The following is a 25,401-nucleotide window of genomic DNA, read 5'->3' on the forward strand; positions in this document are numbered from 1 at the left end:
TCCATCGACGTACAAAGTTCCGGTGTGCCCGGCCGTGCCTCAGCCGTAGACGATGCGGCGCAGCTGCCGGAGCGAGAGCTCCGGTGGCGCCACGGCGCGGTGCGGCAGCTCGGCCGCGATCCGTTCGAAGATCTCCGTGTTCACCGCGCCACCGGACTGCAGTTCACGGTGGCGCCGGCGGACGAACTCCTCGCACGTTTCGTCGAAGTACGCCAGCACATCGAGAACCACCCGGGCCGCTTCACCGCGCGGAAGCGCGGTGCTGCGCACCAGATGATCTACGAGGTCGTCGTGGGACGACGGGCTGCGGCGTTCGAGCACCCGTCGATATTGCGGGCTATCGGGGTCGTACGCAAGAATCCTGCCCGATTTCGGGCAGGATTCACATGATCACGCTCATGGTCTGGACCAGATGGGCCGCCTGGCGGGGCCATCCCGGTGGGGGACCGGCGTCCTACAGCCGCTTCAGGACGGCCTGCTTGGCCAGCGCGAACTCCTCCTCCGTCAGGATCCCGCTCTGCCGCAGCTCGCCGAGTTCCCGCAGCCGGCGCAGCAGGACGTCGTGGTCCTCGGCGGGCGCGGCGGCCGGTGCTTCGAGCGCCTTGGCCGGGGCCGCGGGCTCCAACTGCCGCCGCGGCGCGTGCGGATGGGGCATCCGCGCCACCACGGCCGAGGCGAGCAGCGCCATCAGCGGGTCCTTCTTGAAGCCGTTGAGCTCGACCGCCAGCGGGTCGTTGCCGGGGGCGAGCCGCGGCGCGTTCGGCGTGGTCACGAAGCGCAGATGGCCGTCGACCAGGCCCCGCGCGGGCTGCCAGTGGACCGCTCTGAGGTCGTCCAGATCCAGACTGACCGGCCCGGCCGCGGTCTTCTTGTCATCGGTGTGCCAGGTCCACTCCAGCCGTACCGTGCGCCCGTCGAAGCTGACCGTGGCGTCGCCCGCGCCCACCGTCATCGGCAGCGCGGGACCCGGCAGGAGATAGCGGTCGACCGGGCCCTCCGGCACCTCGTCGAGCAGCAGCGCGGTGCGCACCTCGTCCACCATGTACTCGGCCACCGCCGCCGTCCGCGTCTCCACCGTCAGGACGTACGGGTCCGAGCCGTCCGGCAGCTTGCCCGCGGTGACCTGTATGAGCGGGCACGCGCCGTCCCGCAGCCGCAGTCTGAGCCGCCCGCTCCTGCGCCCCGGCTCGTAGGCGATGCCCGCGAGTGCCTCCAGCGGCACCGCCGTCTCCCCGAGCGTCCTGCGCAGCAGACCGACCGACTTGTCGCTGCCCGGCACGATCCGCAGCGTCGAACCGTCGAACGCCCACGTGCCGTCCTTCTGGATGATTTCCGCCATGGCAGGATTCTTTCACCGCGCGATATGGCGATGATCGACTTACGGACGTCTGCCGTGCGAACCCGCCGCTGCCCACCGGCCGGTCCGCACCTTGACCCCGGACGGGGTAGCCGGGTCCCATGGGAAGTGTTCGGTTGCTCGGCCCCCACAGCTGCGTGCGCCCTTGGAAGGGAACCGCTTGTGAGACAGAGACAGCGCAGGACGTTCGCCCGGCTCTTCGGCTCCCTGGTCCTGGTGGCGGCCGCCGGGCTCACCAGTATCGGAACGTCGGCGGGCCCCGCCGCGGCCGCGGGCCCGCGCCCGCTCGGCCAGATCGTGCCCGCCCCCGCGGAGGTCGCCCCCGGCGGCTCCCCCTACACCATCGGCTCCGCCACCCGGATCAGGATCACCCCGGGCGAGCCCGAGGTCCAGCGGATCGGCGCCTACCTGGCGGGCGTCCTGCGCCCCTCCACCGGGTACGCCCTGCCGGTCACCGGCGCCGCGGGCGGCGACGGGATCCGGCTGCTGCTCGGCGCCGACGACGAGGGCCTCGGCGACGAGGGGTACCGGCTCACCTCGGGCAAGGGCTCCGTCACCGTCGCCGCCAACACCCCGGCGGGCCTCTTCCACGGCGTGCAGACCCTGCGGCAGCTGCTCCCCGCCGACATCGAGAAGAAGTCGAAGCAGGCGGGCCCCTGGAAGATCGCCGGCGGCACCATCACCGACGCGCCGCGCTACGCCTACCGGGGCGCGATGATCGACGTGTCGCGCCACTTCTTCACCGTCGCTCAGGTCGAGCGGTACATCGACCAGCTCGCCCTCTACAAGATCAACGAGCTGCATCTGCACCTCAGCGACGACCAGGGCTGGCGCATCGCCGTCGACTCCTGGCCCCGGCTCGCCACCTACGGCGGCCAGACCCAGGTCGGCGGGGGCAAGGGCGGCTACTACACCAAGGCCGATTACCGGGCGATCCTCGACCACGCCGCCTCCCGCTACATGGAGGTCGTGCCCGAGATCGACACCCCCGGACACATCAACGCGGCGCTCGCCTCCTACGCCGAGCTCAACTGCAACGGCGTCGCGCCCCCGCTCTACACCGGCACCCACGTCGGCTTCAGCTCGCTGTGCGTGCCCAAGGAGGTGACGTACGGCTTCTTCGACGACGTGGTGCGCGAGGTCGCCGCCATGACGCCGGGGCGCTACCTCCACATCGGCGGCGACGAGGCGCAGTCCACCTCGAAGGAGGACTACGACACCTTCATGACCCGGGCGCAACCCGTCGTCCACAAGTACGGCAAGACCGTGATGGCCTGGCACCAGATCGTCGACGCCACCCCGATCCCGGGCGCCGTCGCCCAGTACTGGGGCACCACGGGTGACGAGGCGAACGTGGCCGCCGCGGCGCAGGCCGGCACCAAGCTGGTCATGTCGCCGGCCAACCGCGCCTACCTCGACATGAAGTACGACGCGAACACCAAGCTCGGCACCAACTGGGCCGGCTACGTCGACGTCGACAAGTCCTACGCGTGGGATCCGGACACCTTCGTGAAGGGGGTGCCCGCCGGTGCGGTGCTCGGCGTGGAGGCGCCGATCTGGTCGGAGACGCTCAGCACCAGCGCGCAGATCGAGTACATGGCGTTCCCGAGGCTCCAGGGGGTCGCCGAGCTGGGCTGGTCTCCCGCGTCCACGCACGACTGGACGGCGTACAAGGCGCGGCTCGCGCAGCAGGGTCCCAGGATGACGGCGCTCGGCATCGGCTTCTACCGCTCACCGCTGGTGCCCTGGGTGTGATCGTCCCGCTCGACCAAGGTGCCGGGGCCCGCGAAAAGGGCCCCGGCACCGTCATGTCACCTCGGGACGAGCCGGCTCAGGCGGCCTTCTTGGCCTTCTCGATGGCCTGAGCGAGCGCGTCGACGATGGGCGCGACGCGCTCGTAGGAGTAGATCGGCTCGGTCAGGCGCGGCAGGACCTGCTGGGCCTTGACGGCGGGCAGCTGCGCCCAGGTCGGCTTGGAGCCGAGGTCGGCGGGCTGCAGGGTGCCGGTGCGGTTGTCCATGAGGATCAGGTCGGCCGGGTACTTGCCGACGTTCTCCCAGCTGAGCGACTCGAAGAAGCCCTGCGAGTCGACCTTCGGGGTGACGAACCGGACGCCCAGCTCCTGGAAGTAGCGGGTGTCGCAGCTGCGCTTGGCCTCGGAGACGTAGAAGAGGTCGGGGCTCGCGGAGCCGAGCAGCACGGTGATGCCGGGGTTGGCCTTGGTGGCGGCGCGCAGCCGCGCGGAGGCCTTCTCGAAGGCGGCCTTGGCGTCGGTGGTCCGCTTCGCGCCCAGGTCCGCGCCGAGGGACCCGGCGAGGTCCGCGCGGCGCTGGAGGGCTTGGGGCATGCTCTCGTCGGCGGCCCACAGGGCGACGCTCGGCGCCAGCTTGAGGATCTTGTCCTTGCTGTTGTCCGGCACGTACCAGAGGACGTCCTTCTGCCACATGTCCGTGATCAGCACGTCGGGCTGGAGGGCCGCGTACTTCTCGATGCTGAACTCGCCGTACACGTTGCCGATGATCTCGACCTTGCCGATGTCGAGGCCGCCGGCCTGCACATCGGGCTTGCCGTCCTTGGTCCTGGTCGGCCCGAAGACGCCCTTGACCTCGATGCCGTAGTCATGGAGGGCGGCGGCGGTGCCGGTGAAGGCGACGATGTTCTCCGGCCGCGCCTTGGTCTTCGCGGTCTGCCCGCGGTCATCGGTGAACGACCAGGCCCCGGACGCACCGGCCTTGGTGCCGCCCGCGGCCCCGCTCTCCTTGCCGCCTCCGCCACAAGCGGTCAGCGCGGCGCCTATACCGATCGCGCCGCCCATGGCCAGGAGACCGCGACGGGTGGGCAGGGACGCTCGGGCGTGGGGCATGACGTGTCCGCTTTCATACGTACGTGCCGGGGACCGGCCACCGGCTGAATGAAAGGTAAGCCTACCCTTACTCGCTCCGTGCCTCGGGGTCGGACTCGGCAGCGTGTCCAGGCGAGGCGGGGGCTCAGCCCGGCCGGGATGCGGGCTACCTCAGCAGTGGGACCTGCGGGCGCAGCGGGGCGTACGTGAAGCGGACCTTGTGCGAGGCGCTCGGCTCGTAGGTGCGCAGGCACCCGCCGCAGTGCCAGTGCCAGCGGTCCGCGGCGCCCGGCGCCGTGGTCGAGGTGTCCTTCCACAGGGGTGGACGGCTCGCACAACTGGGGCAGGTCGGGGGATTCACCCTGACAGGGTGCGGCCCCGGGCCCCCACCGCGGCGCCGACGCGAGCGGCACCACTCCATCGGGGGACCCGGGGCCCAAGGAGCGCAAACGTCAGGCGGGCAGCCCCAGTTCGCGGGCGATCAGCATGCGCTGCACCTCGCTCGTGCCCTCGCCGATCTCCAGGATCTTGGAGTCGCGCCACATGCGGGCCACCGGATACTCGTTCATGAAGCCGTAGCCGCCGAAGATCTGGGTGCCCTCACGCGCGTTGTCGACCGCGACCGTCGAGGAGTACAGCTTCGCGAGCGCCGCCTCCTTCTTGAACGGCTCGCCGTGCACCAGCCGGGACGCCGCGTCGCGCCAGCCGACCCGCGCCATGTGCGCCCGCAGTTCCATGTCGGCGATCTTGAACTGGATCGCCTGGTTCTCGCCGATCGGCCGCCCGAACGCGTGGCGCTCCTTGGCGTACTTCAGCGACTCGTCGACACAGCCCTGCGCGAGCCCCGTCGCGAGCGCCGAGATCGCGATGCGGCCCTCGTCCAGGATGCGCAGGAACTGCGCGTAGCCGCGGCCCTCCTCGCCCAGCAGGTTCGCCACCGGCACGCGGACGTCGGAGAAGGACAGCTCCCGCGTGTCCGACGCGTTCCAGCCGACCTTCGAGTACGGCGCCGCCACCGTGAAGCCCGGCGTGCCGGACGGCACGATGATCGAGGAGATCAGCGGGCGGCCGTCGTCCTTGCGGCCGGTGACCGCGGTGACGGTGACCAGGCCCGTGATGTCCGTACCGGAGTTGGTGATGAAGCACTTGGAGCCGTTGATGACCCACTCGTCGCCGTCGCGCACCGCCGTGGTGCGCGTGCCGCCCGCGTCCGAACCGCAGTCGGGCTCGGTCAGGCCGAACGCGCCGAGCATCTCGCCCGAGCACAGCTTCGGCAGCCACTGCCGCTTCTGCTCCTGCGTACCGAACCGGAACACCGGCATCGCGCCGAGCGAGACACCCGCCTCCAGGGTGATGGCCACCGAGGAGTCGACGCGCGCCAGCTCCTCCAGGGCGATGCCGAGCGCGAGGTAGTCGCCGCCCATGCCGCCGTACTCCTCGGGGAAGGGCAGCCCGAACAGGCCCATGCGGCCCATCTCGCGGACGATCTCGTACGGGAACTCGTGGCGCTCGTAGAAGTCGCCGATCTTCGGGGCGACGACGTCGTGGGCGAACTCCTCGACGGTACGGCGGAGTTCCTCGTGCTCGGAGGTGAGACGGTGGTCGAGGGGCATGGCTACGACTCCTGGTGGGAGAGGGCACGTACGGTGCGGGAGGGGCTGGGGCGGCCCAGCTGTCCGGCCATCCACACGCTGGTGGCGGTGAGCAGGCCGAGGTCGACCCCGGTGTCGATACCGAGGCCCTTGAGCATCCACACGAGGTCTTCGGTGGCGAGGTTTCCGGTCGCGGACTTCGCGTAGGGGCAGCCGCCGAGGCCGCCCGCCGACGCGTCCACGGTGCTCACTCCGTGCTGGAGCGCGGCGAGGGTGTTGGCGAGCGCCTGGCCGTAGGTGTCGTGGAAGTGCACCCCGATGGCGCCGGTCGGCACGCCCTCCTCGTTGAGCAGCGCGAGCAGGGCCTTGACCTGGCCGGGCGTGGCGACGCCGATGGTGTCGCCGAGGCTCAGCTCGTCGCAGCCCAGGTCCATGAGGGCCTTGGCGACGCGCGCCACCTGCGGCAGCGGCACCGCGCCTTCCCACGGGTCGCCGAAGCACATCGACAGATAGCCCCGCACGTGCGCCCCCTCGGCCTTCGCGCGGGTCACGACCGGCTCGAACATCGCGAGCGACTCGTCGACCGTGCGGTTCAGATTGGCCTTGGCGAACGACTCGGTGGCGCTGGCGAACACCGCGATGCGGTCGGCGCCGAGCGCGAGCGCCCGGTCGAGACCCCGCTCGTTCGGTACGAGGACGGGCAGCGCCACGCCGTCGAGGTCGCCAAGGAGCGGGAACAGGGCCTCGGCGTCGGCGAGTTGGGGCACCCACTTGGGGTGTACGAAGCTCGTCGCCTCGACGGTGGTCAGGCCGGCCGCGGCGAGCCGGTGCACGAACGCGGCCTTGACCTCGGTCGGCACGACCGACTTCTCGTTCTGCAGTCCGTCGCGCGCGCCCACCTCGTGGATGCGGACGCGGGCCGGCAGGCCGGGCGCAGGGACGGCCATCGGCAGCTCGGTCATGAGGTCTCCTCGGTGGCCGCGGCCTCGGCCGGGGTGACGACGGCCAGGACCTGGTCCATGGCCACGGTCGAGCCGGGCACGACGTCGAGCTCGGTGACCGTGCCCGCGTGCGGCGCGGAGATCACGTGCTCCATCTTCATCGCCTCGACCACCAACAGGCTCTGGCCCGCGTCCACTTCGTCGCCGACCGCGACCTTCACGACGGTGACCGTGCCCGGCATGGGCGCGGCCAGGGTGTCGGCGCCGCCGTGGCTGCGGCCGGACAGAGCGGCCTCCACGGCGTCGTGGTCGGCGACGTGCCAGCTGTCGCCGTCGCGGCCGAGCCAGGCGCCGGCGCGGTGGAAGGTGTGGGTGACGCCGTCGAGCTCCACGGTGACCCGGTCGGCGGTGACCGCCGCCCCGGCGGGCGCGGCCCGCGTGACGGGTTCGAGTCCCGTGACGCGCAGCGGGAAGGCCGGGGGCTTCGGCTCGCCGCCCATGCGCCAGCCGCTCGGCACCGAGAACGGATCGGTCCAGCCGGCGGCCGGTGCGGGCCGCAGCGCGTCCAGCCGGACGGCCGCCGCCGCCGCGTACACCTCGTCGGGCACGCCGTCGGGCACGAGCCCGTCGGCCTCCCGCTCGACCAGGCCGGTGTCCAACTCGCCCGCCACCACGGCCGGGTGGGCCAGGAGGCGGCGCAGGAACCCGGCGTTGGTGGGCACGCCGAGCGTCACCGTGCCGGCGAGCGCGGCCCGCAGCTTGCGCAGCGCGGTCGCCCGGTCCGGCCCGTACGCGATGACCTTCGACAGCATCGGGTCGTAGAGGCTGCCGACCTCGGTGCCCTCGCTCAGCCCCGAGTCGGTGCGCACTCCCTCGCCCTGCGGCTCGCGCAGCGCCAGGACCGTACCGCCGGACGGCAGGAAGCCGCGCGAGGGGTCTTCGGCGCACAGGCGGGCCTCGATGGCGTGGCCGGTGAGGGTGATGTCCTTCTGCTCGTACGGCAGGTGCTCGCCGGACGCGACCCGCAGCTGCCACTCCACCAGGTCGACGCCGGTGATCAGCTCGGTCACCGGGTGCTCGACCTGGAGGCGGGTGTTCATCTCCATGAAGTAGTACGAGGAGGGGTCGCTGCCCGGCACGATGAACTCGACCGTGCCCGCGCCCGAGTAGCCGCACGAGCGGGCCGCCTGGACGGCCGCCTCGCCCATCGCGGCGCGCGTCGCCTCGTCGAGCAGGACGCTGGGCGCCTCCTCGATGATCTTCTGGTGGCGGCGCTGGAGCGAGCACTCGCGCTCGCCGAGGTGGATCACGTTGCCGTGGTTGTCGGCGAGGACCTGGATCTCGATGTGCCGGGGCCGGTCGATCCAGCGTTCGACGAGCAGGGTGTCGTCGCCGAACGAGGCGCGGGCCTCCCGGCGGGCCGCCGCGATCTCGTCGCCGAGCAGCGCCTCGTCGCGGACCAGGCGCATGCCCTTGCCGCCGCCGCCCGCGCTCGGCTTGAGAAGCACCGGCATGCCGATCTCCCGTGCCGCGTCGGCCAGTTGGGCATCGCTCAGGCCGCTGCCCGAGGAGCCGGGCACGACCGGGACGCCGGCCCTCTGCACGGTCTCCTTGGCGCGGATCTTGTCGCCCATCAGGGAGATCGCGCCGGCGGGCGGCCCGATGAAGACCAGGCCCGCGTCGGCGCAGGCCTGGGCGAAGCCCGCGTTCTCCGCGAGGAAGCCGTAGCCCGGGTGGACGGCCTGGGCGCCGGTGCGCAGCGCCGCCTCGATGAGCCGCTCGGGGCGCAGATAGCTCTCGGAGGCGGCCGCCGGGCCGATGCGCACCGCCGTGTCCGCCTCCCGGACGTGGCGCGCGTCGGCGTCCGCGTCGCTGAAGACGGCGACCGAGCGGATGCCGAGCTGCCGCAGGGTGCGGATGACGCGGACCGCGATCTCGCCCCGGTTGGCGACGAGCACTGTCGTGAACATGGGAGCCCTCACCAGGGAAGTCGAGGTGGAAGTCGACGCGGGTGCCGTCGCAGATGTCTCAGCCGTCACGTCGGTCACATCCGGAAGACGCCGAAGGCGGGGTCGGGGAGCGGGGCGTTGGCGCAGGCCGTCAGGGCGAGGCCGAGCACCTGACGGGTGTCGACCGGGTCGATCACGCCGTCGTCCCAGAGCCGGGCCGTCGCGTAGTAGGCGTTGCCCTGCGTCTCGTACTGCTCGCGGACGGGAGCCTTGAAGGCCTCCTCGTCCTCGGCGCTCCAGTCGTCGCCCAGCTGGTCGCGCTTGACGGTCGCGAGGACGGACGCGGCCTGCTCGCCGCCCATCACCGAGATCTTCGCGTTGGGCCACATCCACAGGAAGCGGGGGCTGTAGGCCCGGCCGCACATCGAGTAGTTGCCCGCGCCGTACGAACCGCCGACGACGACCGTCAGTTTCGGCACGCGCGTGCACGCCACCGCCGTCACCATCTTCGCGCCGTGCTTGGCGATGCCGCCCGCCTCGTAGTCCCGGCCCACCATGAAGCCCGAGATGTTCTGGAGGAACACCAGCGGGATGCCGCGCTGGTCGCACAGCTCGATGAAGTGGGCGCCCTTCTGGGCGGATTCGGAGAACAGGATGCCGTTGTTGGCGACGATCCCCACCGGGTGGCCGTGGATCCGCGCGAAGCCGGTGACCAGGGTCTGGCCGAACTCCGCCTTGAACTCCTGGAAGCGCGAACCGTCGACGACCCGGGCGATCACTTCCCGCACGTCGTACGGCGTGCGCGAGTCGACCGGCACCGCGCCGTACAGACCGAACGGGTCGGCCTTCGGCTCCTCGGCCGGCTCGACCGACCACGGGAGCGCGGCCCGGCCGGGCAGGGTGGCCACGATGTTGCGGACGATCCTGAGCGCGTGCGCGTCGTCCTCGGCCAGGTGGTCGGTGACGCCGGAGACCCGCGAGTGGACCTCGCCGCCGCCGAGCTCCTCGGCCGTGACGACCTCGCCCGTCGCCGCCTTCACCAGCGGGGGACCGCCCAGGAAGATCGTGCCCTGGTTGCGGACGATCACGGCCTCGTCGCTCATCGCTGGCACGTACGCCCCGCCCGCCGTGCACGAGCCGAGCACGGCCGCGATCTGCGGGATGCCGGCGCCGGACATCCGGGCCTGGTTGTAGAAGATCCGGCCGAAGTGCTCCCGGTCGGGGAAGACCTCGTCCTGCATCGGCAGGAACGCGCCGCCCGAGTCGACCAGGTAGAGGCAGGGGAGGCGGTTCTCCAGCGCCACTTCCTGGGCGCGCAGGTGCTTCTTCACCGTCATCGGGTAGTACGTGCCGCCCTTGACCGTGGCGTCGTTGGCGACGATCACGCACTCGCGGCCGCTCACCCGGCCGATCCCGGCGATCACGCCCGCGGCCGGCGCCTGCCCGCCGTACATCCCCTCGGCGGCCAGCGGGGCCAGTTCGAGGAAGGGCGAGCCGGGGTCGAGGAGCGTGTCCACCCGGTCCCTCGGCAGCAGCTTGCCGCGCGCCACATGCCGGGCGCGGGACCGCTCACCCCCGCCGAGCCGGGCCGCGGCGAGCCTCGCCCGCAGCTCCTCGCCGAGCGCGTGGTGTGCCGCCTCGTTGGCCCGCCAGGCCTCGGAGGCGGGATCTTCCGCACTCTCCAGGACCGGTGCCTGCTGCATCGTGTCGAGCCCCCTTGCCCGTACGCGGCGATGTCAACGGATGTTAATGGCCGTTAACTCGTTTCGTTCAGGTTAACGAGCGCTAACCCCATTGTCTAGAATGACTTCTCATGAGCACCCGTACCGACGCACCGACCCGCCGCGAGCAGATCCTGCGCGAGGCCGCCCGGCTCTTCGCCGAGCGCGGCTTCCACGGCGTCGGTGTCGACGAGATAGGGGCCGCCGTCGGCATCAGCGGACCCGGCCTGTACCGCCACTTCGCGGGCAAGGACGCGATGCTGGCCGAGCTGCTCGTCGGCATCAGCGGCCGGCTCTACGACGGCGGGCGCAAGCGGGTCGCCGAGGCCGACGGCGACCCCGAGCGGCTGCTCGGCTCGCTCATCGACGGGCACATCGACTTCGCCCTCGACGACCGGGCGCTGATCACCCTGCACGACCGCGAGCTCGACCGGCTGCGCGACAGCGACCGCAAGCTGGTGCGCCAGCTCCAGCGGCAGTACGTCGAGCTGTGGGTCGCCGTGGTGAGCGAGCTGTACCCGCCGGTGCCGCAGGCGGAGGTACGGGGGGCGGTGCACGCGGTGTTCGGCCTGCTCAACTCCACCCCGCACCTCGGGTCGTACGGCACGGGGCTGCCCGGACGCGCCGGCACCGAGGCGCTCCTGCGCCGTCTGGCCCACGGCGCCTTCGCCTCCCTGGACGCGCGCTGAGCCGGTTCCGCCGCCCCGGGCGGCCCGTCCGCGGCTCGGGACGGACCGGCCGTGCGCGGCGCGGGCGGGGCAGAATGGGCGGCATGCCGATACCCAGCCGTGCCGCCCTCGTCGACCACCTAGTCCGCACCCGTATCGCCGGTGACGTCGCCACGCCCCGCGACAACAACCTCGCGCACTACCGCAGGCTCGCCAACGGCGACCGCCACTACTGGCTGGGCCTGGAGCTGGGGGAGCGCTGGACCGACGAGCAGGACGTGCTGGCGGTGATGGCCGAGCGCTGCGGCGTCGTGGACGACCCCGGGCACCGGGTGGGGCAGGACACCATCGACCCCGAGCTCACGGTGGACGGCCTCGACCGGATGGCGGCGCGGCTGCGCAAGGCCGCGGCGGGGCGGGAGCGGGTGCTGTTCGCGACCGGTCACCCGGGCGCGCTCCTGGACGTCCACAGCCGGACCGCGGCGGCGCTGCGGGCGGCGGGGTGCGACATCGTACGCATCCCGGGCGGGCTCACCGCCGACGAGGGGTATGTCGTGCAGTTCGCGGACGTGGCTGTGTTCGAGCGGGGCGCGTCGCTGTGGCACACCCACTCGCCGGAGCCGATGCGGGCGATCCTCGCGGCGCTCGACACCCCGCCGGACCTGGTCGTGGCCGACCACGGGTGGGCGGGGTGCGCGGGGCAGCACGGGGTGGATGCGATGGGGTACGCGGACTCCAACGACCCCGCGCTGTTCCTCGCGGAGGCGGAGGGGTCGCTCCAGGTGACCGTTCCCCTGGACGACCACGTCCTGGACCCCCGCTTCTACGAGCCCATGACGGCCTACCTCCTGGACGCGGCAGGCCTGACCCCCTGACCCCAGGGGCTCCGCCCCAGCCCCCCGTCCGCGCCTTGAGGCCGCTCGTCCTCAATCGCCGGACGGGCTGAGGGGGTGCGTCCGTCCGGCACCGATCCCGCTAGGGGCGCGGGGCTGTGACACGTGCGCGGCTCCGCCGCGGTGGGCGTGACACCGGGTGCCCTACTAGGGGCGCGGGGAACTGCGCGAGACGCGGGCACGGTCCGCAGACGGAGGCGGGGTGTCCTGGGGCTCCGCCCCAGACCCCGGTTCGCGCCTTGAGGGCGCTCGTCCTCAAACGCCGGACGGGCTGAGGGTGTGCGTGCCGCCCGGCATGGGATAGCTAGGGGCGCGGGGAACTGCGCGACCAGCCACGCACGGTCCGCAGACGGAGGCGGGGTTGCTGGGGCTCCGCCCCGGACCCCGTTCGCGCCCGGAAGGCGCTCGTCCTCAAACGCCGGGCGGGCTGAGGGGGGTGCGTGCCGCCCGGTATCGAGTGGCTCAGGGGCGCAGACCTACGCGCGGGGGATGCGGACCACGCCCTCCTGGATCACCGTGATCGCCAGGCGGCCGTCCTGCGTGTAGATGCGGGCCTGGCCAAGACCCCGGCCCCCCGACGCCGACGGGGACTCCTGGTCGTACAGGAGCCACTCGTCCGCCCGGAAGGGCCGGTGGAACCACATCGCGTGGTCCAGTGAGGCACCCACCACGTCCCCCACCGTCCACCCGCCCCGCCCGTGCGCGAGCAGCACCGAGTCGAGCAGCGTCATGTCGGAGACGTACGTCGCGAGGCAGACGTGCAGCAGCGGATCGTCCGCCAGCTTGCCGTTGGTGCGGAACCACACCTGCGAGCGCGGCTCACGCGGGGTGCCGACCGTGCCCCAGGGCGGCGCGTCCACGTACCGGAGGTCGACCGCCGCGCGCGCTTCGAGGAGGCGGTCCACGACACCCGGGTCGTGGAAGACGTGCGCGTGGCGCGGCAGCATCTCCGCCGCCGTCGGCAGCGACTCCGGGTCCGGCGCGGCCGGCATGTCCGCCTGGTGCTCCATGCCGTCCTCGTACCGCTGGAACGACGCCGAGAGGTGGAAGATCGGCTGGCCGTGCTGGATCGCGACGACGCGACGGGTCGTGAAGGACGCGCCGTCGCGGATGCGGTCCACCGTGTAGACGATCGGCGCACCCGGATCGCCCGCCCGCAGGAAGTACGCGTGGAGCGAGTGCGCGAGCCGCTCGGCGGGGACGGTACGCCCCGCCGCGACCAGCGCCTGCGCCGCCACCTGCCCGCCGAAGACGCGGGGGACCACCGCCGAGCGGGAGTGCCCCCGGAAGATGTCCTCCTCGATCCGCTCCAGGTCGAGCAGATCGAGGAGGCTCTCAAGTGCCTGATGCATGAAGGTAGTTGTACCCGACCGCTGTTACAGGCCCATGTTCTTGGCGATGATCGACTTCATGATCTCGCTGGTCCCGCCGTAGATCCGGTTCACGCGGTTGTCCGCGTACAGCCGGGCGATCGGGTACTCGTTCATGAAGCCGTAGCCGCCGTGCAGCTGGAGGCAGCGGTCGATGACGCGGTGCGCGACCTCGGTGCAGAACAGCTTCGCGGACGCGGCCTCGGCCGGCGTCAGCTCGCCCGCGTCCAGCGCCTCCAGGGCGCGGTCGGCGACCGCCTCGGCGGCGTCCACCTCGGCCTGGCAGGCGGCCAGCTCGAACTTGGTGTTCTGGAAGGACGCCACCGTCTTGCCGAAGACCGTGCGGTCCTGCACGTACTCCTTGGCGAACCGCACCGCCGCCTTGGCCTGGGCGTACGCGCCGAACGCGATGCCCCAGCGCTCGGAGGCGAGGTTGTGGCCGAGGTAGTAGAAGCCCTTGTTCTCCTCGCCGAGCAGGTCCTCGACGGGCACCTTGACGTCGACGAACGCCAGCTCGGCGGTGTCGGAGGTCTTCAGGCCCAGCTTGTCGAGCTTGCGGCCGACCGAGTAGCCCTCGGACTTGGTGTCCACCGCGAAGAGCGAGATGCCGTGGCGGCGGTCCTCGGCGGTGGGCGCGTCGGTGCGGGCGCAGACGATCACGCGGTCGGCGTGGACGCCACCGGTGATGAACGTCTTCGCACCGTTGAGGACGTAGTGCGAGCCGTCCTCGGAGAGCTTGGCCGTGGTCTTCATGCCCGCGAGGTCGGAGCCGGTGCCGGGCTCGGTCATCGCGAGCGCCCACATCTCCTCGCCGGTGACGAACTTCGGCAGGAAGCGCTTCTTCTGCTCGTCGGTGGCGAGCATCTTGATGTAGGGCAGGCCGAGCAGCACGTGCACGCCCGAGCCGCCGAACTGGACGCCCGCGCGGGCCGTCTCCTCGTACATCACGGCCTCGAACTTGTACGAGTCGATGCCGGCGCCGCCGAACTCCTCGTCCACGCGGATGCCGAAGATGCCGAGGTCGGCCAGCTTGGAGTAGAACTCGCGCGGCACGATGCCCGCGGCGAACCACTCGTCGTAGGCGGGCACGACCTCGGCCTCGATGAAGGCGCGCAGGGTGTCCCGGAACGCCTCGTGGTCCTCGTCGAAAACGGTACGGCGCACGGACGCCCTCCTCGGGTGGCAGTTTGGCTAAGCGCTTGCTCAGGTTGAATAACGAAGTTACCCGGCAGTCACCGGCACTGTCCAGAGTGAGCCTCGGCACTTCTGAGCGCCAGCCACAGCTCGGTGCGGACGTCCATGTCGTCGAGGTCGGCGCCGAGCAGCGCGGCGCAGCGGCCGATCCGCTGGCGCACGGTGTTGCGGTGCACCCCGAGGGCGACGGCTGTCCGGTCCCAACTGCCGTGCAGAGCGAGCCAGTTGTAGAGGGTGGTGCGCAGGGGCCGGCCGAGCGGGGCGAGCAGCTCCCGGGCGTACGCGGCCGCCTCGGCCGGGTCGACCAGCGCGGCGAACCCGGCGGGGCGGTGCCGGGCGAGCGGGACGCGGGTCGCCTCCGCGCGCTCCAGGGCGCGAGCGGCCTGGATGCCGGCGACCGCGAGCCCCTCCAGCGCGGCGGGGGCGCTGACGCCGAGGGTCCAGCCGGGGTGCGGGGCGACCTCGCGGTCGGCGGGGACGAGGGCGCGCAGGGCCGGTCCCGCCCGGTCGACGAGCGCCCCGAGACCCGGCGGGGAGCCCTCGCCCCGCCCGTGCACGACCACCCAGGGCCCCGCGCCGAGCAGCGCCCCCGCCTCCTGCGGCGCGCCCCCGAGGAGCAGCCGTACGAGCGCGGCGGAGCGCGCCGCGTCCTCGGCGGTGGGCCGTCCGGCGGTGAGCAGCGAGAGCAGCACGGCCGCGACGCCGGCGATGGTGTGGTCGCCGGGGGTGCGGTGGGGGGTCGCCACGGCGAGGGCCGTTCCTCCGGCCTCGGCCGGGGCGTAGGCGGCGAGGTGGGTGCCGTCGGCCGTGTCGGTGGCGGTCAGGGGGTGCGCCTTCGGCGCGGTGTCCCCGCCCCGCCCCTTCCCGAAAGCCTCCGGCGGACGACCGGTCGCCTCTGCCGGAGGCTTCCGGGAAGGGGTGGGGCGGGGCGGATCCGCCGCAGGCGACACCACCCGCACCAGATCCCGTACCCCCGCCAGGGGCCCCGGCTCCGCCCCCGCCGACTCCAGAACAACCCCCTCCGGGGTCAGGAGCCCGGCCCACCCCCCGAGCCGCCCCGCCAGCACCCGCAGGACCGCCCCCACCGGGTCGGGGCGGGACGCCGCGGTCGCGAGGGCGCGCTGGGCCTCGTTCACCCGGCGCAGCTCGTCCTCGCGGGCGCGGGCCATCAGGAGCCACACCGCCCGCGCGACCGCGGAGAACGTCGTCCGCGGCGGCACCTCGATCAGCGCGAGCCCGTGCCGCGCGCACGCCTCGACGAGGGCCGGCGGCACCTCCTCGTGCACCGGCGCCACCCCGAACCCCAGCGCCGCCGCCCCCGCCGCGACGACCCGGGACACGTACACCTCGGGGTCGGCGAGCTGTACCCCCGCCGTCATCAACAGCTCGCCGCCCAGCAGATACGGGTACGGGTCGGCCATCTCGGAGGTGTGCACCCAGCGGATGGAGGCGTGCGAGGGCCCTGCCAGCTGTCGGAGCCCGAGGTCGGCGCGGGCCAGCAGCGCGGCGAGGGCGATCGGCGGCGTGGGCGGTGTGGCGGGCGGCGGCACGGGCGGCGCGGTCGGTTCCGGCATGGTGGACGATCCATCCATCGGCGGCGTGAGAAGTGGAGGAAACGTACACTTCAGTGTGGCTGCCCGGCCACCTAGGGTCGTGCCGACCGGCGCACGCGGGAGAGCGGACAGGCTCCGCGCGCCGCCGGGCCCGCCGGCCCACCGGACCGGGGTGGCCACAACACGCTGAGAACGAAGGGCACTTCACATGAGCAGCAACGAAACGCCGCGCGGTCCGATCGACTCGTCCCGCATCCCGCGGTACGCCGGTCCCGCGACCTTCGCCCGGCTGCCCCGCCTCGACGAGGTCGGCGCCGCCGACGTCGCCGTGGTCGGCGTGCCCTTCGACTCCGGCGTCTCCTACCGGCCCGGCGCCCGCTTCGGCGGCAACGCCATCCGCGAGGCCTCCCGCCTGCTGCGCCCGTACAACCCGGCGCAGGACGCCTCGCCGTTCGCGCTGGCCCAGGTCGCCGACGCCGGTGACATCGCGGCCAACCCGTTCAACATCAACGAGGCCGTCGAGACGATCGAGTGCGCGGCCGACGAGCTGCTCTCCACCGGCGCCCGCCTCATGACGCTCGGCGGCGACCACACCATCGCGCTGCCGCTGCTGCGCTCGGTCGCCAAGAAGCACGGCCCGGTCGCGCTGCTCCACTTCGACGCGCACCTCGACACCTGGGACACCTACTTCGGCGCCGAGTACACCCACGGCACCCCGTTCCGCCGGGCCGTCGAGGAGGGCATCCTCGACACCGAGGCCCTCTCCCACGTCGGCACCCGCGGCCCGCTCTACGGCAAGCAGGACCTGACCGACGACGAGAAGATGGGCTTCGGCATCGTCACCTCCGCCGACGTCTACCGGCGCGGCGCCGACGAGGTCGCCGACCAGCTCCGCCAGCGCATCGGCGACCGCCCGCTCTACATCTCCATCGACATCGACTGCCTCGACCCGGCCCACGCGCCCGGCACCGGCACCCCCGAGGCCGGCGGCATGACCTCGCGCGAGCTCCTGGAGATCCTGCGCGGCCTCGCCTCCTGCAACCTGGTCTCCGCCGACGTCGTCGAGGTCGCCCCCGCCTACGACCACGCCGAGATCACCAGCGTGGCCGCCTCGCACACCGCGTACGAGCTGACCACGATCATGTCCCGCCAGATCGCCGCCTCCCGGACCGTGTGATGACCCACGACCACGACATCGTCCTGCGCCCCACCGCGGCGCAGACCGCGGCCGCGCTCGACCCGCCGAGCGGCCGCACCGGCGGTGACCTGGTCGTGGAGACGCTGGCCGGGCTCGGCGCGACCACCGTGTTCGGGCTGCCCGGCCAGCACGCGCTCGCCCTGTTCGACGCGGTGCGCCGCTCGGACCTCGCCTACGTCGGGCTCCGGGTCGAGAACAACGCGGGCTTCGCGGCCGACGCGTACGGCCGGATCACCGGCGAGGCGGCCCCGCTGCTGCTCTCGACCGGCCCCGGCGCGCTCACCTCGCTCGCCGCCCTCCAGGAGGCGGCCGCGGCCTCGTCCCCGGTCGTCGCGATCTCCAGCCAGGTCCCGCGCAAGGGGCTCGGCGGCGGGCGCCACGGCCATCTGCACGAGCTGCGCGACCAGCAGGCCTCCTTCCGCGACATCGTGAAGTCGGTCCACTGCGTGCGCGGCCAGTCGCAGATCCCCTCCGCGGTCGCGGCCGCCTGGGAGTCGGCGCTCACCGCGCCGCACGGCCCGGTCTGGGTCGAGATCCCCGAGGACGTGCTCCTCGCCGAGACCGCGCTGCCCGTCGTCACCGCGCTGGACGCCTTCCCCGAGGAACTTCCCCCGCGCCCCGAACTGACCGCCGTGGCAGCCGAGTTGCTGGCCAACGCCGAGCGCCCGGCGATCATCGCGGGCGGCGGAGTCGTCCGGGCCGACGCCGCGGGCAAGCTCCGCGCCCTCGCCGAACGCCTCGACGCGCCCGTCGTGACGACCTTCGGAGGCAAGGGCGCCTTCCCCTGGGAGCACCCGCTCTCGCTCCAGTCCTGGCTGGAGGACCGCCACACCACGGACTTCCTCGAAGACGCCGACGTCCTGCTCGTGGTGGGTTCCGGGCTCGGCGAGCTGTCGTCGAACTACCACACCTTCGCGCCGCGCGGCCGGATCATCCAGATCGAGGCCGACCTCGGCAAGCTGGAGGCCAACCACCCCGCGCTCGGCATCCACGCGGACGCCCGCATCGCGCTCCAGGCCCTGCTCGAAACCGTCGGCGAGCGTACGGATCCGGGCGCGCCCGAGCGCGTACGGGCCGTCCTGGACCGGGTGCGGGCCCGTATCGACGCCCAGGGCCTCGACGAGGAGCGGCGGATCCTCGCCGCCGTGCGCGCGGCGCTGCCCGCGGCGGCGCCCAGCTTCTGGGACATGACGATCCTCACCTACTGGGCGTGGTCGGCGTGGCCCGGAGCGATGCACTCCGCACAGGGCGCCGGCGGCCTCGGCTATGCCTTCCCCTCCGCGCTGGGCGCGGCCGTCGCCGACCCCGGCACTCCGGTCCTCGCGGTCTCCGGCGACGGCGGCGCCATGTACTCCCTCGCGGAACTCGCCGCCGCCCGGCAGTACGACCTGCCGGTCACCTGGCTCATCGTCGACGACGGCGGCTACGGCATCCTGCGCGCCTACCTGACGGACACGTTCGGTGAGCCCACGTCCGCCGCCACCGAACTGGCCCGCCCCGACTTCGTCGCCCTCGCCGAATCCTTCGGCGTCCCCGCCGTCCGCACGAGCGCGGACACCCTGACCGCCGACCTCTCCGCGGCACTGGCCGCCCCCGGCCCCTCGGTGGTCGTGCTGCCCGCCGTCCTGAAGATGTTCGCCCCGACCCACCTGTAGACGGACCCGTCCTCACGGCCCGCATTCATTGCGGCGGGATGAAATCCGCAGGCCCCCGTGTTGGGGCTTGCGGCAGGACACGTACCAACGGGAGGAATGTCGTGACGGAGGGTGCGCAACAGGGGTGGGCGCGCAGGCTGACCGGGTACGCCTGGCGGTACCGGCGCAATGTCGTGCTGGCGCTCGGCTCGTCGCTCGGCGGCATGGCCGTCATGGCGCTCGTGCCGCTGATCACCAAGGTCGTCATCGACGACGTCATCGGCGACCACACCCGCTCCCTCAGCGTCTGGACCGGGCTCCTCATAGCCTGCGCCGTCGTCGTGTACGGAATGACGTACATACGGCGGTACTACGGCGGGCGCCTCGCCCTCGACGTCCAGCACGACCTGCGCACCGAGATGTACGCGACGATCACCCGGCTCGACGGGCGGCGCCAGGACGAGCTGTCCACCGGGCAGGTCGTCGGCCGCGCCACCAGCGACCTCCAGCTGATCCAGGGCCTGCTCTTCATGCTGCCGATGACGATCGGCAACATCCTGCTCTTCGTCATCTCCATCGTGATCATGGCGTGGCTCTCGCCGCTCCTGACCCTCGTCGCCCTCGCCGTGGCGCCCGCTCTCTGGCTCATCGCCAAGCGCAGCCGCACCCGGCTCTTCCCCGCCACCTGGTACGCCCAGGGCCAGGCCGCGGCCGTCGCCGGGGTCGTCGACGGCGCCGTCTCCGGGGTCCGTGTCGTCAAGGGCTTCGGCCAGGAGGACCAGGAGACCGGCAAGCTCCGCGAGGTCGGCCGCAAGCTGTTCGCCGGCCGCCTGCGCACCATCAAGCTGAACTCCCGCTACACCCCGGCCCTCCAGGCCGTCCCCGCGCTCGGCCAGGTCGCCATGCTGGCGCTCGGCGGCTGGCTCGCCACCCGCGGCCAGATCACCCTCGGCACGTTCGTCGCGTTCTCCACCTACCTCGCCCAGCTCGTCGGGCCCGTCCGCATGCTCGCCATGGTGCTCACCGTGGGCCAGCAGGCCCGCGCCGGCGTCGAGCGCGTCCTGGAGCTGATCGACACCGAACCGTCGATGCAGGACGGCACCAAGGAGCTGGCGCCGGACGCCCCCGCCACCGTCGAATTCGACGACGTGCGCTTCGGCTACGACGACGAGCGGCCCGTCCTCGACGGGTTCTCCCTCTCGATCATGCCCGGCGAGACCGTCGCCGTGGTCGGCTCCTCCGGCTCCGGCAAGTCGACCGTCTCGCTCCTGCTGCCCCGCTTCTACGACGTCGAGCACGGCGCCGTCCTCATCGGCGGCCACGACGTGCGCGAGCTGACGCTGTCCTCGCTGCGCGCCGCCATCGGCCTCGTCCCCGAGGACTCCTTCCTCTTCTCCGACACCGTCCGCGCCAACATCGCGTACGGGAAACCGGACGCCACCCAGGACGAGATCGAGCAGGCGGCCCGCGCCGCCCAGGCCGACGGCTTCATCGCCGAACTGCCCAAGGGGTACGACACCACCGTCGGCGAACACGGCCTGACCCTCTCCGGCGGCCAGCGCCAGCGCATGGCGCTCGCCCGCGCCATCCTCACCGACCCCCGCCTGCTCGTCCTCGACGACGCGACCTCCGCCGTCGACGCCCGCGTCGAGCACGAGATCCACGAAGCCCTGAAGTCCGTCATGGCGGGCCGCACCACCCTGCTCATCGCGCACCGCCGCTCCACCCTCGCCCTCGCCGACCGCATCGCCGTCCTCGACGGCGGACGGCTCGCCGCGATCGGCACCCACGAGGAGCTCCAGCGCGACAGCGCCCTCTACCGCCGGCTGCTCACCGACCCCGACGAACTCGGCGCGGTCTCCCCGGGCCACACCCCGCCCGCCCTCCGCCCGGAGGAGGACGAGGACCACTCCGTACGCGACGAACTGGACGCGGAGTACGACGTGGAGCGCGGCATCACCCCGCCGCTCTGGGTCCGGCCGGAGAAGGCCGAATCCGCCGCGCCCGGCGGGATGCCGGCCACCCCCGAACTGCTCGCCCAGGTCGAGGCGCTGCCGCCCGCCACCGATGTGCCCGCCATCGACGAGGCGAAGGCGGTCCAGCCGGAGGAGTCGTACGGCCTGCGCCGGCTGCTGCACGGCTTCGGACTGCCCCTGCTCGTCTCGCTGCTCCTGGTCGCGATCGACGCCGGCGGCTCCCTGATCCTGCCGGTCCTCATCCGGCACGGCATCGACCAGGGCGTCACCAAGCTCGCGCTCGGCGCGGTGTGGGCGGCGTCCGGGCTCGCCCTGCTCACCGTCGCCGTGCAGTGGTTCGCCCAGACCGGCGAGACCCGCATGACCGGACGCACCGGCGAACGCGTCCTCTACACCCTGCGCCTGAAGATCTTCGCCCAGCTCCAGCGGCTCGGACTCGACTACTACGAGCGGGAGTTGACCGGGCGGATCATGACCCGCATGACGACGGACGTGGACGCGCTGTCCACGTTCCTCCAGACGGGTCTGGTCACCGCGTTCGTCTCCGTCGTCACCTTCTTCGGCATCATGGTCGCGCTGCTCGTCATCGACCTCCAGCTCGCCCTCGTCGTCTTCGCGACGCTCCCGCTGCTCGTCGTCGGCACGTACGTCTTCCGCAAGAAGAGCGTGAAGGCGTACGAACTCGCCCGCGAGCGGATCAGCGTCGTCAACGCCGACCTCCAGGAGTCGGTGTCGGGTCTGCGCATCGTGCAGGCGTTCCGGCGCGAGCACGACGGCGCCGCCCGGTTCGCCGAACGCAGCGACCACTACCGCCAGGCGCGGGTGCGCGGCCAGTGGCTGATCTCCGTGTACTTCCCGTTCGTGCAGCTCCTTTCGTCGGTGGCGGCGGCGGCCGTCCTGATCGTCGGCGCGCACCGGGTCGACGCCGGCACCCTCACCACGGGCGCGCTCGTCGCCTACCTCCTCTACATCGACCTGTTCTTCGCGCCCGTGCAGCAGCTGTCGCAGGTCTTCGACGGCTACCAGCAGGCGGCGGTCTCGCTCAAGCGCATCCAGGAACTGCTGCGCGAGGAGCCCTCCACGGCCGACGCCCGCGAGCCTCTCGACGTGCTGTCCCTGCGCGGCGAGATCGCCTTCGAGGACGTCGACTTCGCGTACGGGGCCGCCGACGACGCCGACGAACCCGAGGCGGCGCTCCGCGGGGTCGACCTGCGGATACCGGCGGGGCAGACCGTCGCCTTCGTCGGCGAGACCGGCGCGGGCAAGTCCACCCTCGTGAAGCTGGTGGCGCGCTTCTACGATCCGACGGGCGGGCGGGTCACCGCCGACGGGACGGACCTGCGCGACCTGGACATCACCGCCTACCGGCACCGGCTCGGCGTGGTCCCGCAGGAGGCGTACCTCTTCGCGGGCACGGTCCGCGACGCCATCGCGTACGGGCGCCCCGACGCGAGCGACGCGGAGGTGGAGGCGGCGGCGCGGGCGGTCGGCGCGCACGACATGATCGCGACGCTCGACGACGGGTACCTCCACGAGGTCGCCGAGCGGGGCCGCAACCTCTCCGCGGGGCAGCGGCAGCTGATCGCGCTGGCCCGCGCGGAACTCGTCGACCCCGACGTCCTCCTGCTCGACGAGGCGACGGCGGCGCTCGACCTCGCGACCGAGGCGCAGGTCAACCAGGCCACGGACCGCCTCACGGGGCGCCGCACCACGCTGGTCGTCGCCCACCGCCTGACCACCGCGGCGCGGGCGGACCGGGTCATCGTGATGGACGGGGGCCGGGTCGCGGAGGACGGCACCCACGACGAACTCCTCGCGGCGAACGGCAAGTACGCCCGCCTGTGGCACACGTTCACCGGCACGCAGCAGCAGGACGCGACCCCCCTCCCGACCCACTGACCACCGCGGTGGGCGACCGCTCGGCACGGGGTGCCCCACCAGGGGCCCAGACCCCGCGTCGCGCTCATGCTGGGCATGCCGCCGAGTTCAGCCCACCTGGGGGCGCGGGGCTGTGACACGTGCGCGGCTCCGCCGCGGCGGGCGCGACGCAGGGTGCCCTACAGGGGCGCGGGGAACTGCGCGACCAGCCCCGCACGGTCCGCAGACGTAGGCCGGGGCTGCCCGGGGCTCCGCCCCAGACCCCGTTCGCGCCTGAAGGGCGCTCGTCCTCAAACGCCGGACGGGCTGGGTGTGCCCATGCCGGGCACCCTGCCATGGGCACGCGCCGGACGGGCTGATGATGCCGATGCTGGGCGTGCCGCCAAGGTCAGCCCACCTAGGGGCGCGGGGAACTGCGCGAGACGCGGGCACGGTCCGCGGACGAAAGCCGGGGTTGCTGGGGCTTCGCCCCAGACCCCGTTTCGCGCCTTGAGGGCGCTCGTCCTCACACGCCGGACGGGCTGGGGTGGCCTGTGCTGGGCACGCTGCCCAGGCCGACCCGCCTAGGGGCGCGGGGAACTGCGCGGGTGGGGTGGGCCTCCCTGAGAACCGTCGGGCGACTTCCCGCGTCCCTCCCCACGTACGCGCACGTGGCGGAAGGATGCAAGCGTGTTCGATGGAACGCCCGGTGAGACATCCGGCGGCCGAGGCAGGCCGAACAGAAGGGCCCTGCTGGGCCCCGCCGCGGCGATCACCGCGATGGCCGCCGCCCTCACCGTGTTCGGCCCCACGGGCGGCACCGCGGACGCCGCCGCCGCATGCGCGGGCCGCCCTGTGAAGGCGGTCGGCCTCAGGGGCGGAGAGCTGCACCTGTTCAAGGGCAACGGCTACGCGTGCGCCGTGACCGTCGCCGACAGCGCCGGCGCCCGGCGCCAGATGTCCGTGACGATCCAGGCCCGCGGCGGCGCCCCGGCCGGCGACAGCGGCGTCTACACCCAGCGCGCGGGCCCGATCACGGTGTACTCCGGCACCCGCTGCGTACGCGCGACCGGAGCGATATCGGGGAGTTCGGCCCAGACGGGCTGGGTCTGCTGAGCCATTCGCGTAGACGCACACCCCGAGATCAACAGGGGCTGGCGGTCCCGGCGTTGCCCCGGCTAGGTTCGCGGGGCCACGTTCCGAGCCCACAGGGGCCCCACAGGGGAGTGTGAATGCGCAAGGCGCTCAGATGGCTGCTGTCGCTCGTCGTGCTGATAGGCACGATGACCGCGACCGCCGCCACGGCAGGGGCGGCCACCGCCGCCGAGCCGGACATCAAGGACCGCATCCTGGCGATACCCGGGATGAGTCTCATCGAAGAGAAGCCGTACGCCGGCTACCGCTACTTCGTGCTGAACTACACGCAGCCCGTCGACCACCACAACCCGTACAGCCGGGCCACCTTCAAGCAGCGGATCACCCTGCTGCACAAGGACACCGACCGGCCGACGGTGATGTACACCAGCGGCTACGACGTCTCGACGACCCCCAGCCGCAGCGAGCCGACGCAGATCGTCGACGGCAACCAGGTCTCCGTCGAGTACCGCTTCTTCCCCGAGTCCCGTCCCACGCCCACCAATTGGGCCAAGGACGACATCTGGCAGGCGGCCAGCGACCAGCACGCCATCTACCGGGCCCTGAAGCCCGTCTACGCGAAGAACTGGCTGACCACCGGCGGCTCGAAGGGCGGCATGACCGCCACGTACTACAAGCGGTTCTACCCGCGCGACATGAACGGCGTCGTCGCGTACGTGGCCCCCAACGACGTGGTGAACAACGAGGATTCGGCGTACGACCGGTTCCTGGCGAACGTCGGCACCAAGGAGTGCCGCGACAAGCTGGCGGGCGTGCAGCGCGAGGCGCTCGTGCGGCGCGGAACCCTGGAGAAGAAGTACCAGCAGTACGCGACCGAGAACGGCTACACCTTCACGACGGTGGGCTCGCTCGACAAGGCGTACGAGGCGGTCGTGCTCGACTACGTGTGGGGCTTCTGGCAGTACCACCTGCTCGCCGAGTGCGCCACGATCCCGGCGGACGCGGCGCACGCGAGCGACCAGGCGATCTGGGACTCCGTGGACAACATCTCCGGCTTCTCCTTCTACACCGACCAGGGCCTCGCGCCCTACACGGCGTACTACTACCAGGCCGGTACGCAGCTGGGCTCGCCCACCATCAAGCAGCCGTGGCTCGGCAAGCTGAGCCGCTACGGCTACCAGCCGCCGCGCAACTTCGTGCCGCGGAGCATCCCGATGCGGTTCCAGCCGGACGCGATGCGCGACGTCGACTCGTGGGTCAAGCACCACGCGGACCACATGCTGTACGTGTACGGGCAGAACGACCCGTGGGGCGCCGAGCGCTTCTCGCTGGGCTCGGGTGCGCGTGACTCCTACGTCTACACCGTCCCGGGCGGCAACCACGGCTCGAAGGTGTCCCTGCTGCCGTCGGAGCAGAAGGCGTCCGCAACGGCGTCGATCCTCCGCTGGGCAGGCCTCGACCCGGCCCCCGCGAAGCCGCAGTCGGCCTTCGACGCACGGCTGGACGCACCCCGACTGGCAAGGGAGCCGTCCCTGCGCCCGTGACCCGGGGCGCACCCTGC

The 25,401-nt window shown here is 72.5% G+C and carries 19 protein-coding genes; 8 read left to right on the forward strand and 11 right to left on the reverse strand.

What is annotated here, in order from left to right:
• Positions 1–39 precede the first annotated feature (39 nt).
• Positions 40–321 (reverse strand): hypothetical protein, encoded by a 282-nt coding sequence (locus tag OOJ98_RS03280; RefSeq protein ID WP_267053084.1) that lies wholly within the window; start codon positions 319–321, stop codon positions 40–42.
• Positions 322–454: 133 nt separating this feature from the next.
• The gene (locus OOJ98_RS03285) at positions 455–1,339 is read right to left on the reverse strand and encodes a DUF4429 domain-containing protein (RefSeq protein ID WP_267053085.1); all 885 of its coding nucleotides are present in this window, start codon (positions 1,337–1,339) and stop codon (positions 455–457) included.
• Positions 1,340–1,519: 180 nt separating this feature from the next.
• On the opposite strand from OOJ98_RS03285, the gene OOJ98_RS03290 reads away from it, so the two are divergent.
• Positions 1,520–3,112, forward strand: a complete 1,593-nt coding sequence (locus OOJ98_RS03290; RefSeq protein WP_267053086.1) for a beta-N-acetylhexosaminidase — start codon at positions 1,520–1,522, stop codon at positions 3,110–3,112.
• Between the two features lie 76 nt (positions 3,113–3,188).
• Here the strand turns inward: OOJ98_RS03290 and OOJ98_RS03295 are convergent, their stop codons facing one another.
• The 6 genes from OOJ98_RS03295 to OOJ98_RS03320 all read right to left on the reverse strand — a co-directional run bounded on the left by OOJ98_RS03295 (position 3,189) and on the right by OOJ98_RS03320 (position 10,384).
• Positions 3,189–4,220 (reverse strand): ABC transporter substrate-binding protein, encoded by a 1,032-nt coding sequence (locus OOJ98_RS03295; protein ID WP_267053087.1) that lies wholly within the window; start codon positions 4,218–4,220, stop codon positions 3,189–3,191.
• A 145-nt stretch (positions 4,221–4,365) separates the two neighbouring features.
• Positions 4,366–4,560: a hypothetical protein gene (locus OOJ98_RS03300; RefSeq protein WP_267053088.1), complete on the reverse strand. Its 195-nt coding sequence runs from the start codon at positions 4,558–4,560 to the stop codon at positions 4,366–4,368.
• 91 nt (positions 4,561–4,651) lie between these two features.
• On the reverse strand, positions 4,652–5,812 hold the full coding sequence (locus OOJ98_RS03305; RefSeq protein WP_267053089.1) for an acyl-CoA dehydrogenase family protein: 1,161 nt from the start codon (positions 5,810–5,812) through the stop codon (positions 4,652–4,654).
• A gap of 2 nt (positions 5,813–5,814) precedes the next feature.
• On the reverse strand, positions 5,815–6,753 hold the full coding sequence (locus tag OOJ98_RS03310; protein WP_267053090.1) for a hydroxymethylglutaryl-CoA lyase: 939 nt from the start codon (positions 6,751–6,753) through the stop codon (positions 5,815–5,817).
• On the reverse strand, positions 6,750–8,702 hold the full coding sequence (locus OOJ98_RS03315) for an acetyl/propionyl/methylcrotonyl-CoA carboxylase subunit alpha (RefSeq protein WP_267053091.1): 1,953 nt from the start codon (positions 8,700–8,702) through the stop codon (positions 6,750–6,752). The genes OOJ98_RS03310 and OOJ98_RS03315 overlap by 4 nt, the downstream gene beginning before the upstream one ends.
• Before the next feature lie 74 nt (positions 8,703–8,776).
• Positions 8,777–10,384, reverse strand: coding sequence for a carboxyl transferase domain-containing protein (locus tag OOJ98_RS03320; protein WP_267053092.1), 1,608 nt, complete (start codon positions 10,382–10,384; stop codon positions 8,777–8,779).
• Positions 10,385–10,494: 110 nt separating this feature from the next.
• Between OOJ98_RS03320 and OOJ98_RS03325 the strand changes: the two genes are divergently transcribed.
• Entirely contained in the window at positions 10,495–11,091 is a 597-nt protein-coding gene (locus OOJ98_RS03325) for a TetR/AcrR family transcriptional regulator (RefSeq protein ID WP_267053093.1), read from the forward strand.
• 83 nt (positions 11,092–11,174) lie between these two features.
• A complete protein-coding gene (locus OOJ98_RS03330; protein ID WP_267053094.1) occupies positions 11,175–11,945 on the forward strand; it encodes a phosphatase in 771 nt (256 codons plus the stop codon).
• Between the two features lie 494 nt (positions 11,946–12,439).
• On the opposite strand, the gene tesB is transcribed toward OOJ98_RS03330, so the two are convergent.
• The 3 genes from tesB to OOJ98_RS03345 all read right to left on the reverse strand — a co-directional run bounded on the left by tesB (position 12,440) and on the right by OOJ98_RS03345 (position 16,101).
• Positions 12,440–13,315 (reverse strand): acyl-CoA thioesterase II, encoded by an 876-nt coding sequence (gene tesB / locus OOJ98_RS03335; protein WP_267053095.1) that lies wholly within the window; start codon positions 13,313–13,315, stop codon positions 12,440–12,442.
• A 24-nt stretch (positions 13,316–13,339) separates the two neighbouring features.
• Positions 13,340–14,497: an acyl-CoA dehydrogenase family protein gene (locus OOJ98_RS03340; protein ID WP_267053096.1), complete on the reverse strand. Its 1,158-nt coding sequence runs from the start codon at positions 14,495–14,497 to the stop codon at positions 13,340–13,342.
• A gap of 68 nt (positions 14,498–14,565) precedes the next feature.
• Complete coding sequence (locus tag OOJ98_RS03345) at positions 14,566–16,101, reverse strand: PucR family transcriptional regulator (RefSeq protein WP_267053097.1); 1,536 nt, start codon at positions 16,099–16,101, stop codon at positions 14,566–14,568.
• 187 nt (positions 16,102–16,288) lie between these two features.
• Between OOJ98_RS03345 and speB the strand changes: the two genes are divergently transcribed.
• From speB to OOJ98_RS03370, 5 genes are all read left to right on the forward strand, one after another.
• Positions 16,289–17,257 carry an agmatinase gene (gene speB / locus OOJ98_RS03350; protein ID WP_267053098.1) on the forward strand — a complete coding sequence of 323 codons (969 nt, stop codon included), beginning with the start codon at positions 16,289–16,291 and terminating at the stop codon, positions 17,255–17,257.
• Entirely contained in the window at positions 17,257–18,933 is a 1,677-nt protein-coding gene (locus tag OOJ98_RS03355) for a thiamine pyrophosphate-binding protein (RefSeq protein WP_267053099.1), read from the forward strand. The genes speB and OOJ98_RS03355 overlap by 1 nt, the downstream gene beginning before the upstream one ends.
• Positions 18,934–19,034: 101 nt before the next feature.
• The gene (locus OOJ98_RS03360) at positions 19,035–22,787 is read left to right on the forward strand and encodes an ABC transporter ATP-binding protein (RefSeq protein ID WP_267053100.1); all 3,753 of its coding nucleotides are present in this window, start codon (positions 19,035–19,037) and stop codon (positions 22,785–22,787) included.
• A 648-nt stretch (positions 22,788–23,435) separates the two neighbouring features.
• Entirely contained in the window at positions 23,436–23,861 is a 426-nt protein-coding gene (locus OOJ98_RS03365; RefSeq protein ID WP_267053101.1) for a hypothetical protein, read from the forward strand.
• Between the two features lie 116 nt (positions 23,862–23,977).
• A complete protein-coding gene (locus OOJ98_RS03370; protein ID WP_267053102.1) occupies positions 23,978–25,384 on the forward strand; it encodes a S28 family serine protease in 1,407 nt (468 codons plus the stop codon).
• The last annotated feature ends 17 nt before the right edge of the window (positions 25,385–25,401 follow it).

It is taken from the genome of Streptomyces sp. NBC_00083, assembly GCF_026343295.1.
Classification (GTDB): Bacteria; Actinomycetota; Actinomycetes; order Streptomycetales; family Streptomycetaceae; genus Streptomyces.

What these genes read in the sequence shown, in the direction of transcription:
- speB (WP_267053098.1), top strand. Translation starts at nt 16,289, where the DNA reads ATGAGCAGCAACGAAACGCCGCGCGGTCCGATCGACTCGTCCCGCATC.
- OOJ98_RS03310 (WP_267053090.1), bottom strand. Translation starts at nt 6,753, where the DNA reads ATGACCGAGCTGCCGATGGCCGTCCCTGCGCCCGGCCTGCCGGCCCGC.
- OOJ98_RS03355 (WP_267053099.1), top strand. Translation starts at nt 17,257, where the DNA reads ATGACCCACGACCACGACATCGTCCTGCGCCCCACCGCGGCGCAGACC.
- OOJ98_RS03325 (WP_267053093.1), top strand. Translation starts at nt 10,495, where the DNA reads ATGAGCACCCGTACCGACGCACCGACCCGCCGCGAGCAGATCCTGCGC.
- tesB (WP_267053095.1), bottom strand. Translation starts at nt 13,315, where the DNA reads ATGCATCAGGCACTTGAGAGCCTCCTCGATCTGCTCGACCTGGAGCGG.
- OOJ98_RS03285 (WP_267053085.1), bottom strand. Translation starts at nt 1,339, where the DNA reads ATGGCGGAAATCATCCAGAAGGACGGCACGTGGGCGTTCGACGGTTCG.
- OOJ98_RS03330 (WP_267053094.1), top strand. Translation starts at nt 11,175, where the DNA reads ATGCCGATACCCAGCCGTGCCGCCCTCGTCGACCACCTAGTCCGCACC.
- OOJ98_RS03315 (WP_267053091.1), bottom strand. Translation starts at nt 8,702, where the DNA reads ATGTTCACGACAGTGCTCGTCGCCAACCGGGGCGAGATCGCGGTCCGC.
- OOJ98_RS03320 (WP_267053092.1), bottom strand. Translation starts at nt 10,384, where the DNA reads ATGCAGCAGGCACCGGTCCTGGAGAGTGCGGAAGATCCCGCCTCCGAG.
- OOJ98_RS03345 (WP_267053097.1), bottom strand. Translation starts at nt 16,101, where the DNA reads ATGCCGGAACCGACCGCGCCGCCCGTGCCGCCGCCCGCCACACCGCCC.
- OOJ98_RS03295 (WP_267053087.1), bottom strand. Translation starts at nt 4,220, where the DNA reads ATGCCCCACGCCCGAGCGTCCCTGCCCACCCGTCGCGGTCTCCTGGCC.
- OOJ98_RS03370 (WP_267053102.1), top strand. Translation starts at nt 23,978, where the DNA reads ATGCGCAAGGCGCTCAGATGGCTGCTGTCGCTCGTCGTGCTGATAGGC.
- OOJ98_RS03305 (WP_267053089.1), bottom strand. Translation starts at nt 5,812, where the DNA reads ATGCCCCTCGACCACCGTCTCACCTCCGAGCACGAGGAACTCCGCCGT.